Annotated in this window: 11 protein-coding genes; all 11 read left to right on the forward strand. The window is 57.0% G+C overall.

Annotated features, from left to right (window positions below):
- The first annotated feature begins 60 nt into the window (after positions 1-60).
- A complete protein-coding gene (gene ruvX, locus ACETWG_12135; GenBank protein MFB0517335.1) occupies positions 61-474 on the forward strand; it encodes a Holliday junction resolvase RuvX in 414 nt (137 codons plus the stop codon).
- Positions 471-2,015 carry an apolipoprotein N-acyltransferase gene (gene lnt, locus ACETWG_12140; GenBank protein ID MFB0517336.1) on the forward strand — a complete coding sequence of 515 codons (1,545 nt, stop codon included), beginning with the start codon at positions 471-473 and terminating at the stop codon, positions 2,013-2,015. The genes ruvX and lnt overlap by 4 nt, the downstream gene beginning before the upstream one ends.
- Entirely contained in the window at positions 2,005-2,631 is a 627-nt protein-coding gene (locus ACETWG_12145) for a hypothetical protein (GenBank protein MFB0517337.1), read from the forward strand. Before lnt ends, ACETWG_12145 begins: the two co-directional genes overlap by 11 nt.
- A gap of 241 nt (positions 2,632-2,872) precedes the next feature.
- The gene (locus tag ACETWG_12150) at positions 2,873-3,430 is read left to right on the forward strand and encodes a hypothetical protein (protein MFB0517338.1); all 558 of its coding nucleotides are present in this window, start codon (positions 2,873-2,875) and stop codon (positions 3,428-3,430) included.
- Positions 3,418-4,176: a tRNA pseudouridine(38-40) synthase TruA gene (gene truA / locus ACETWG_12155; protein MFB0517339.1), complete on the forward strand. Its 759-nt coding sequence runs from the start codon at positions 3,418-3,420 to the stop codon at positions 4,174-4,176. Before ACETWG_12150 ends, truA begins: the two co-directional genes overlap by 13 nt.
- 53 nt (positions 4,177-4,229) lie before the next feature.
- On the forward strand, positions 4,230-5,342 hold the full coding sequence (locus ACETWG_12160) for a S1C family serine protease (protein ID MFB0517340.1): 1,113 nt from the start codon (positions 4,230-4,232) through the stop codon (positions 5,340-5,342).
- Positions 5,343-5,346: 4 nt separating this feature from the next.
- Positions 5,347-6,639, forward strand: a complete 1,293-nt coding sequence (purB, locus tag ACETWG_12165; GenBank protein MFB0517341.1) for an adenylosuccinate lyase — start codon at positions 5,347-5,349, stop codon at positions 6,637-6,639.
- Positions 6,640-6,801: 162 nt separating this feature from the next.
- The gene (locus ACETWG_12170) at positions 6,802-7,446 is read left to right on the forward strand and encodes a phosphatidylserine decarboxylase family protein (GenBank protein MFB0517342.1); all 645 of its coding nucleotides are present in this window, start codon (positions 6,802-6,804) and stop codon (positions 7,444-7,446) included.
- Entirely contained in the window at positions 7,443-8,183 is a 741-nt protein-coding gene (gene pssA, locus ACETWG_12175; protein MFB0517343.1) for a CDP-diacylglycerol--serine O-phosphatidyltransferase, read from the forward strand. Before ACETWG_12170 ends, pssA begins: the two co-directional genes overlap by 4 nt.
- On the forward strand, positions 8,180-8,428 hold the full coding sequence (purS, locus tag ACETWG_12180) for a phosphoribosylformylglycinamidine synthase subunit PurS (GenBank protein ID MFB0517344.1): 249 nt from the start codon (positions 8,180-8,182) through the stop codon (positions 8,426-8,428). Before pssA ends, purS begins: the two co-directional genes overlap by 4 nt.
- Positions 8,428-8,762, forward strand: a 335-nt coding sequence (locus tag ACETWG_12185; protein MFB0517345.1) for a phosphoribosylformylglycinamidine synthase subunit PurQ, incomplete at its 3' end; no start/stop codon positions are given. The genes purS and ACETWG_12185, both read left to right, overlap by 1 nt.

Genomic DNA, 8,762 nt, shown 5'->3' on the forward strand with positions numbered 1-8,762 from the left:
GCCGGCTACTCCGACAGGTTCTAAGGGAGCCACTGGATCCGGAATAGGCCCGTCCTGCCGGTGACCCGTATCCTCGGCATTGATTACGGCAAGAAGCGGGTGGGCCTGGCCATCTCAGACCCCACTCATGTCATCGCACAACCACTCACCACCCTCACCCGCGATGAATCAGGCAGTTGGTGGGCGCAGCTGTCTGCCATCATCGTGGAGCAGGAAGTGGAGAGCATTGTGGTGGGCTATCCCCTCACTCTTAGCGGTGCCGCGTCCAATCAAACCAGAGAGGTGGATCAGTTTATAGTTACCCTCCAAGGCCGGGTAACTGTTCCTGTTTACCGTTTTGACGAACGTTTAACATCCCTGGCTGCCCGAAGGGCCCTGATACAGCGGGGAATCCGAACCGGACACCAGAAGGAGGCGGTAGACCGAACGGCCGCCGCCTTAATGCTCCAGGACTATCTTGACAGTCAGCGATGAAGGCCCGGGATGTCCTTGTCTGGGGTCGGAACCTGCCTACCCCCTGGAAGCTGGTGCTGGCCGGAGTGATCACCGGGTTGAGCTTCCCGCCAGTACCGCTGGGATTTCTGGCGTGGGTAGGGCTCGTACCCCTTCTTGACGCCTGGCTGAAGTCGCCTTCCCCGGCCCGCTCCGCCTTCTATGGCTTTATCTGGTCCCTGGGATTCCTGCTGGTAGTGATGTACTGGCTGGCCTTCAATTATGGGACCTATTGGTGGGCGGCGATCATGAGCATGTTGGCGGCTGTCTTGGTACTGTCGCTCAACTATACGCTCATCGGTTGGTGGTTTGGATGGCTGCATGCCTGGTTGGGAAGGATGGCCTTATGGCTGCTACCCTTGCTCTGGGTAAGCGTGGAGTTTCTGCGCAGCTTCGGAACCCTGGGCTTTCCCTGGGTGGCCCTGGCTAATGCCCAGACGGACTTTCTCCTGCCGATACAAAATGCCGAGATCGTCGGCATCTGGGGACTGAGTTTCTGGGTGATCTTGATTAATGTTACGATGGTCGAATTGTGGCATGCCCGGGAGAAGTTGGTCCCCGCTTTGGCACTAACAGCCGTCGTCCTTGCTCCCTGGCTGAGTGGCTGGCTGCTGTTGCCGGAGGTGCCGGCAGCCAACCTCCGCGTGGGGGTGGTCCAGCCAAATGTCAATGCTGCCGATAAGTGGATGCCGGAAATCCGCTACCGGCACTTCGATCAGCTCACTGCTCTTACGCACGCCGTGGCGGTGGATTCGCCGGATGTGGTTTTCTGGCCGGAGGCGGCCACACCGGCCTTTCTGCGAAAGGGAGGGCGTCTATACCTGCGACAGATTCAGGAGGAACTGCGCATTCTGGGAATCCCGGTGGTAACGGGCATGCCCGACTACGAACGGCGAGGGGACGGAATGGTTCATTACTACAACGCTGTCGGCTACATCGACAGTACGGGCCTCAGTGACAAACAATATAACAAAATCCATCTGGTCCCCTTCGGCGAGTACATCCCCCTATCGAAGTGGATACCGGCCCTGAATTCACTCAACCTGGGACAGGGGAACTTCACCCACGGGACGGAATACACCGTGTTTGAATTGGACTCCATTCCTTTCAGCGTGGGGGTGTGTTACGAGACTACCTTCCCGGGCTTGAATCGCCGGTTCGTGCGTGCGGGTGCGAGCTTTCTAGTGGGGGTGGTGAATGATGCCTGGTACCGGACCTCCTCCGGTCCCTACCAGCATGCCGCCCAAGCCCGCTACCGGGCGGTGGAGTTCCGCCGGCCCATGGTGCGTGCCGCCAACACCGGCATCAGTATGGTCATCAATCAGGCCGGGCAGGTAGTGGCCCGATTGGGGCTTAACAAGGAGGGGATGTTCACGGCTCAAATTGCCCCCGCAACCGGTATGACCTTTTACGCTCGCTACGGGGATGTGTTTGCCTGGTTGAGCGTGGCCGCGGCTATGGGACTCACTATCGTCGCCTTTCGACGTTGGAATCAAGCAAGGGATGAGAGTGATGAGGTTTAAAGCCGCACTTACGGGCCTCATTCTGGTCTGGGGGTGGATCCCGTCCATTTCCGCTCAGGCCTCTAATGGTCCCGCTGAAAAAGGTGCCTTAATCAGGTCTTTGGTACTGCCTGGCTGGGGGCAGCAGGTACTTGGCGATCGCGCCGCCGCCCGACGGTTCGCCATGGCCGAGGCCGGCCTTTGGCTGGGCTATTTTGTCACCCACAGCGCTGCCGGGTGGTATCGGCAAGATTACCGGGCCTTCGCTGCTCTGCATGCTGGGGTAGAATACCGCCAGCGGCCGGATATTTACTACGTCCGTCTGGGGCGCTATGATTCGATTACCGCCTATAATCAGGCCCAGTTGCGCCAGCGCAATCTGGCTGCGGTATATCCCCTGGGGACCCACCTTGATTGGCAATGGGACTTTTCTGTCAATCGCCAGCACTACGCCGATCTGCGCCGCGCCAGCTTAAGAGCGGCCAAGGCAGCATCCTTTGTCATCGGTGGCATGGTAGTGAACCGCGCGATTGCCGCCATCCATGTGCTTTTCCTATCCCGCCGCGGACAGGCACCCTCGGCCTACTGGATGCCCCTGCCCGGCGGCGGTGGGATCAGCATTCGGCTGCAGTTTTAGCATGCCGTTACCCAGGCCTGCCAATCCAGCCGTTGCGGATTGCCCCGACCAATCCTTCATGGGAAGAGCAAGGTGGGAAAGGTATAATCCACTGGTCAGGGTTTTCCTGGCTGTTGCCGGCTTGCTGGCCGTATCATTATCCAGAAACCCACTGCAATTTGCGTCTGTCTCGGCTGTGTTTCTGGCGCTATGTCTGTTCCTGGGTTTGCGCCTGTCACCCCTGGGAAAGAGCATTCGGGTAATGCTTCCCTGGACAGTGGGGTTTTTCCTCATTCATCTGGTCTTTTCGTATATTGCCCTGCCTCATTCTGACCTGGTGGCCTTCCTCAAGGATGAGTCCATTATTCTACTCAGGTTCATTGGCTTGGCGGGGGTCATGGGCGTTTTACGGGAGGGAGTTAAAGCGCAGTCCCTGATAGATAGCCTCAAAACGCTCGTGGATCGTCTCCATATCAAAAGCCGCCTGGCAGAGGACCTCTTGCAGACGCTGAGGCTGGTTCTGGTGTTTATTCCCCAGGTGATGCAGGAATACCGGAGCCTGGAGCGGTTCAACTTAGCGCTGGGATTTACACCTCCAGACACCCTCCGGGAGAAAGTTCGTTTTTATGGTGGGAACTTGCTGCCGGTGATGTCCCGCTCGCTGACCCGCGCACAGCAGCTGGGTGAGGTGATGCGGCTGCGGGGATATGGACTGGTCATACCCAGGGGCCAGCTCACACCCCTGCCGTTCAAATTTCAGGATGGAATGGCGGTAGTAGTCATAACGGTACTCCTGGGCTGTGCGGGATGGGTGTTTTAAATTACAAACTGCTTGTTGAATACGACGGTACTGCCTTTCATGGCTGGCAGTCTCAGCGACGGAAGCGGACAATCCAGGCCGAACTGGAAGTGACTCTGGAGCGGGTAACGTCTCAGGAGGCGGTTACGGTTATTGGGGCCGGTCGAACGGATGCCGGTGTTCATGCCCGGGGGCAAGTAGCCAATGTAAGACTGGATACCACCATCCCTCCGGAACAGCTGCGCCTGGCCGTGAATAGCCACTTAGCGGAGGACGTACGGATTCAGGCCATCAGCCTGGTTCCGGATGATTTTAATGCTCGAAAGGCTGCGATCAGACGCCGTTACAGCTACACCATGATCACTACCCGGCCTGTTCTGGGTCGGCAATATGTCTGGCCCTTACGATATCCCGTTGACCGGGACTTGTTGCTGGAGTGCTCCAAACTGGTGCTCGGTAGGCACGATTTCGCCGGATTTGCCAAGGCCAGTGACGAGGTGGATTCCAGCATTTGCCATGTAGAGGCATCCCGGTGGGAGTTCAGGGAGCCGCTGATGGTGTATCACGTCATTGCCGACCGTTTCCTCCACCATATGGTTCGTTACCTGGTAGGTACGATGGTAGAGGTAGCCCGGGGCCGTTACGGACTCGATCAGTTCCGCGCTCAACTCGAGCAGGGATCGGGTTCGATCATGGTATATCGGGCACCGGCTAAAGGGCTGGTTCTGGAAGAAGTGGTGTACCCCGCATCCAGTTCCGTGGGTTAGTATAATTTGTTATGTCAAGCAACCCTAACACGACAGAACTTCAGGGCATGAAAATGGGAAAGTGGTACAAAGGGATCTTTATTGGTGGGCTATTGGCTATCGTACCGCTGCTATTGTTGGCAGCCCAGGATCCATATAATATCGCTGGGAGCCGCGAAACTGCTCTTACCAGGTCCATTCAAAGGGTGAGCCCGGCTGTCGCGGGCATCAACGTCGTCAAACTTCAAAAGGGCCCCAGGGAATCCGGTTCGCTCTTCGATGATCCTTTCTGGTCATACATGTTTCCTGAATTCTATCGCCGGGTAGAAAGTCTGGGGTCGGGACTGGTGATTTCCTCCGATGGCTATGTGGTCACCAACGCTCACGTGGCGGAAGACGCGGCTGAGATTATTGTCACTTTGCCTGGTGGTCAGCAGTACGATGTGAAGGATATCTTCACCGACAAACTGACGGATATCGCCCTCCTGAAGATTGATGCGCGGAACTTGCCCGCGGCCAGGCTGGGAAATTCCAATGAGCTCATGATTGGGGAGTGGGTAGTGGCCCTGGGCAATCCTCTGGGCCTGTTCGATGTCGGCAAACAGCCTACAGCTACGGCGGGGATAATCAGCGGTCTGCATATGGATTTTGGCCATAAGGAGCCGGGCCGGGTCTACCAGGACATGATTCAGACCGACGCCTCCATCAATCCCGGCAACAGTGGGGGCCCGCTGGTGAACGCCGACGGCGAGGTCATCGGTATTAACAGCTTCATCTTTACGGAGAGTCAATACTCCGGCGGTTCGATAGGTATCGGGTTTGCGATCCCCATCAACCAGGTCAAGGAAGTGGTTGAGGAACTGAAGACCAAGGGCCGGGTTGATCGCAGCTTCACCACTGGCCTGATTGTTCGTCCGGTGGACCGAATTATTCAGAGTTATCTCAAACTGCCCTTCCGCCGGGGGGCTGTGATCTCCCATGTTGATCCGGGAAGCGCCGGTGAAAAAGCGGGCCTGCAGGTGGGAGACGTAGTACTGGAGGCCAATGGTAAGCGGGTCAATCGGGGTGAGGATATTTTCAGGGTGATTGAAGAAGATCTTATGAAAGCCGGGGATGTTCTGACCCTGAAAATCTGGCGGGAGGGACGCGAGCTGGATGTTCCTATGGAATTGGGCCGGTCGGGGTAGTAAGATGATCCCCCGTTACACCACCCCTGAGATGGGACGCATTTGGAGTGATCAGCACAAATATGAAACCTGGCTGAAAGTGGAGCTTACCGCCTGCGAAGTTATGGCCGAGCAGGGTCGGATTCCGTCGAAGTCGCTGGCCACTATCAAGGCCCGGGCCGCTTTTGATCCGGCTCGCATTGAGGAGATCGAGACCACCACCCATCACGACGTCATTGCCTTTCTAACCAATGTAGCCGAGCAGGTGGGGCCTGATGCCCGGTTTATCCACCTGGGAATGACCTCCTCGGACCTCTTGGATACCTCTCTGGCCCTCCTCTGCCTGGAAGCGGGGCAGCAGATTCGCAAGCGCATGGAGGCCTTCCACCAGCTTCTCAGGCGCCGGGCGCGGGAGCACAAGTTCACCTGGCAGATCGGTCGAACCCACGGCGTGCACGCTGAGCCGATCACCTTCGGCCTGAAGTTGGCCCTATGGTCGGAGGAGATGGCCCGCAACCTGCAGCGCTGGAATTCGGCCCTGGAAGATATCGCTGTCGGGAAGATTTCCGGAGCCGTGGGGACCTACGCTCACCTTTCCCCGGAAGTGGAACGGCAGGTATGCCAGCGTCTGGGTCTGAAGCCGGCCAGTATATCCAACCAGGTGGTCCAGCGGGATCGCCATGCCAACTACCTGTCCGTCATCGCTATCAGCGGTGCAACCCTGGAGAAGATCGCCCTGGAGGTTCGCCACCTGCAGCGGACCGAGGTGCGGGAGGTCGAGGAACCGTTTACAAAGGGTCAGAAGGGTTCGTCGGCCATGCCTCATAAGCGGAACCCCATCATTGCCGAACGGGTCTGCGGTATGGCCCGGCTCTTGCGCGCCCACGCCCTGGCCGGCCTGGAGAATGTGACCCTGTGGCATGAACGCGATATCTCCCATTCATCGGTGGAACGGGTGATCCTCCCCGATGCTACCACTACCCTGGACTACATGCTGTTGAAGATGACCGACCTGCTGGAAGGCATGATAGTCTACCCGGAGCGGATGATGGCTAACCTTAATCTGACCCGTGGTCTCATTTTCAGCCAGCCGGTCCTCCTGGCCCTGGTGGAAAAGGGCGCTACCCGGGAAGAGACCTATGCCCTGGTCCAGCGCCATGCCATGAAAGTATGGGAGCAGGGAGGGGATTTCCGCCAGTTGCTTAAAAATGACCCTGAGGTTACCGCGCTGCTAACCCCCGACGAATTAGATGCCTGCTTCGACTATGACTCCCTGCGGGAGAACGTCAATGCCATATTTGAGCGGCTCGGTCTATAAGATGAGAGGAACGATTAAGAGGGGCCAGCTCCTGACGGTCAGCAAAGCCGGGAGGACTTCAAGCACCGACTGCCTGCACCTTTTCATTCCGCAATTCAAGGGCACTGCCGCTGCCTTTGATGTCACCCGGACCACTGTGGGCCTGACCGGCCCTGTCGGCTGATGGCCCCTGAAGGACGTGCTATTCTCCTCCCGCTGCTGTTCCTGGCAGTTCTGGCGGGTCTGGGGCTTTTGTGGTTGCCCTATCCGGTGATGAAAGTAGTGGCCGGTTTTTTCTGGATATTGGCGGGTCTAGCCCTGTTTTTTTTCCGAGATCCGGTACGGGTACCGCCGGCAGATGCCTTGGCTGTTGTATCTCCAGCCGATGGCAGGGTGGTGGCTGTCAAGCCCGTAATCCATGACCAGCATCTGGGCGGTAAAGCACTGCAGATCTCCATTTTTCTTTCGCTTTTCGATGTTCACGTGCAGCGGGTGCCTATGGACGCTCGGGTGGAGGCCACTGTTTACCATCCGGGCCGTTTCTTGGCCGCTTTCCGGCCCAGGGCCAGTGAAGAAAACGAACAGGCGGTGACCCTTTTCACCGGGAAAGGAGGTAAATTCACCGTCAAACAGATCGCCGGGATACTGGCTAGACGTATTATCTGTCACATGCGGCCGGATAGCTCCGTGCGGCGTGGTGATCGGTTGGGATTTATCAGGTTCGGGTCGCGGGTTGACATCATAGTGCCTTACGACTTTGAACTTAGGATTAAAGTCGGGGAACGGGTTAAAGGCGTTGCTACTGTTCTGGGATACTTTGGGTCATGAAGTTCAGCAAACGGATCAGCAAGCACCATATTCCGAGTTTGTTTACCTTGGTGAATCTCTTCCTGGGATTTCTGGCCGTGATCAGCGTAGCGGAGGGATATGCCATCCGCGCGGCCTATCTAATTGTAGCCGCCGGTATTTTTGATACCCTGGATGGGAAACTAGCCCGCTGGGTTCAAGGACCATCCCGATTTGGCATGGAGCTGGATTCCCTGGCGGATCTAGTTTCCTTCTGCCTGGCACCCGCCCTGCTTATCTGGTCACTCTATGCCCATGATTTGCATCCCGTTCTGGGGGCGCTGATAGCCGGAGCACCACTTTACTTTGGTGCCCTGCGTCTGGCGCGCTATAATATAGCCGAGAGTTCCAAACCCCGACCGTATTTTGAGGGCCTTCCCGTCCCCATGAACGCTATGACGGTGGTGGCACTGGTGTTGTATTATTCCGATCAGTCGTATGGTGGTGCCGCGAAAGTGGTTCTGCCAGTTATCATGGCCACCTCTGTTCTAATGATCAGCTCGATCCGGTATGCCAAGTCGCCTAAGTTCACCTTTCACGCCGGGATCGGGAATACGCTTTATCTGATCGGCACGCTCGGGGTCCTGGCGTTGTTACCGATCTTCGGGGGGCTCATTGCGCTGCCAGCGGTGGTCATTTACCTCCTCAGTGGTCTCATACGCTGGTTGACCAAAGCCGGTGCCCCTGTGGACCTGCAATCCATGGAGAAGAAAGTTTGAAAGCCCTCATCTATATTACCCCGAAGGAAGGGATATTGGACCCCCAGGGGTTGACTGTGGGTAAAGCCCTGCGTAACCTGGGGATGGGCGAAGTGGGCGATGTACGCATGGGCAAATATATTGAAATGGAATTGCCTAAGGTCACCCGCAAGAAGGCCGAAGCGATCACCAGACAGGCCTGTGATCGCCTGCTGGCCAATCCCAATATCGAGACTTACCGTTTCGAGATTGTAGAGGACTCATAGTGCGTTTCGCTATTATCGTTTTCCCCGGCTCAAATTGTGATCATGATGCCTACTACGTTGTGCGTCACGTGTTGGGTGAAGAGGGGGCGTTCGTCTGGCACAAGGACCACTCACTGGATGATTTTGACGTGGTGATTATTCCGGGAGGCTTTTCCTATGGTGATTATTTGCGTACCGGCGCTATCGCCCGGTTTTCGCCCATTATGTCAGCCGTGCAGGATTTCGCCCGGCAGGGGAAACCGGTCATAGGGATCTGCAACGGCTTTCAGGTCCTGGTGGAGGCCGGGCTTTTGCCGGGAGCATTGATCAGCAACCGGAGCCTGCGATTCATCAG

This window comes from Candidatus Neomarinimicrobiota bacterium (assembly GCA_041862535.1).
Lineage (GTDB): Bacteria > Fidelibacterota > Marinisomatia > SCGC-AAA003-L08 > TS1B11.

What these genes read in the sequence shown, in the direction of transcription:
- lnt (MFB0517336.1), top strand. Translation starts at nt 471, where the DNA reads ATGAAGGCCCGGGATGTCCTTGTCTGGGGTCGGAACCTGCCTACCCCC.
- ACETWG_12145 (MFB0517337.1), top strand. Translation starts at nt 2,005, where the DNA reads ATGAGGTTTAAAGCCGCACTTACGGGCCTCATTCTGGTCTGGGGGTGG.
- ACETWG_12150 (MFB0517338.1), top strand. Translation starts at nt 2,873, where the DNA reads ATGCTTCCCTGGACAGTGGGGTTTTTCCTCATTCATCTGGTCTTTTCG.
- truA (MFB0517339.1), top strand. Translation starts at nt 3,418, where the DNA reads ATGGGTGTTTTAAATTACAAACTGCTTGTTGAATACGACGGTACTGCC.
- ACETWG_12160 (MFB0517340.1), top strand. Translation starts at nt 4,230, where the DNA reads ATGGGAAAGTGGTACAAAGGGATCTTTATTGGTGGGCTATTGGCTATC.
- purB (MFB0517341.1), top strand. Translation starts at nt 5,347, where the DNA reads ATGATCCCCCGTTACACCACCCCTGAGATGGGACGCATTTGGAGTGAT.
- ACETWG_12170 (MFB0517342.1), top strand. Translation starts at nt 6,802, where the DNA reads ATGGCCCCTGAAGGACGTGCTATTCTCCTCCCGCTGCTGTTCCTGGCA.
- pssA (MFB0517343.1), top strand. Translation starts at nt 7,443, where the DNA reads ATGAAGTTCAGCAAACGGATCAGCAAGCACCATATTCCGAGTTTGTTT.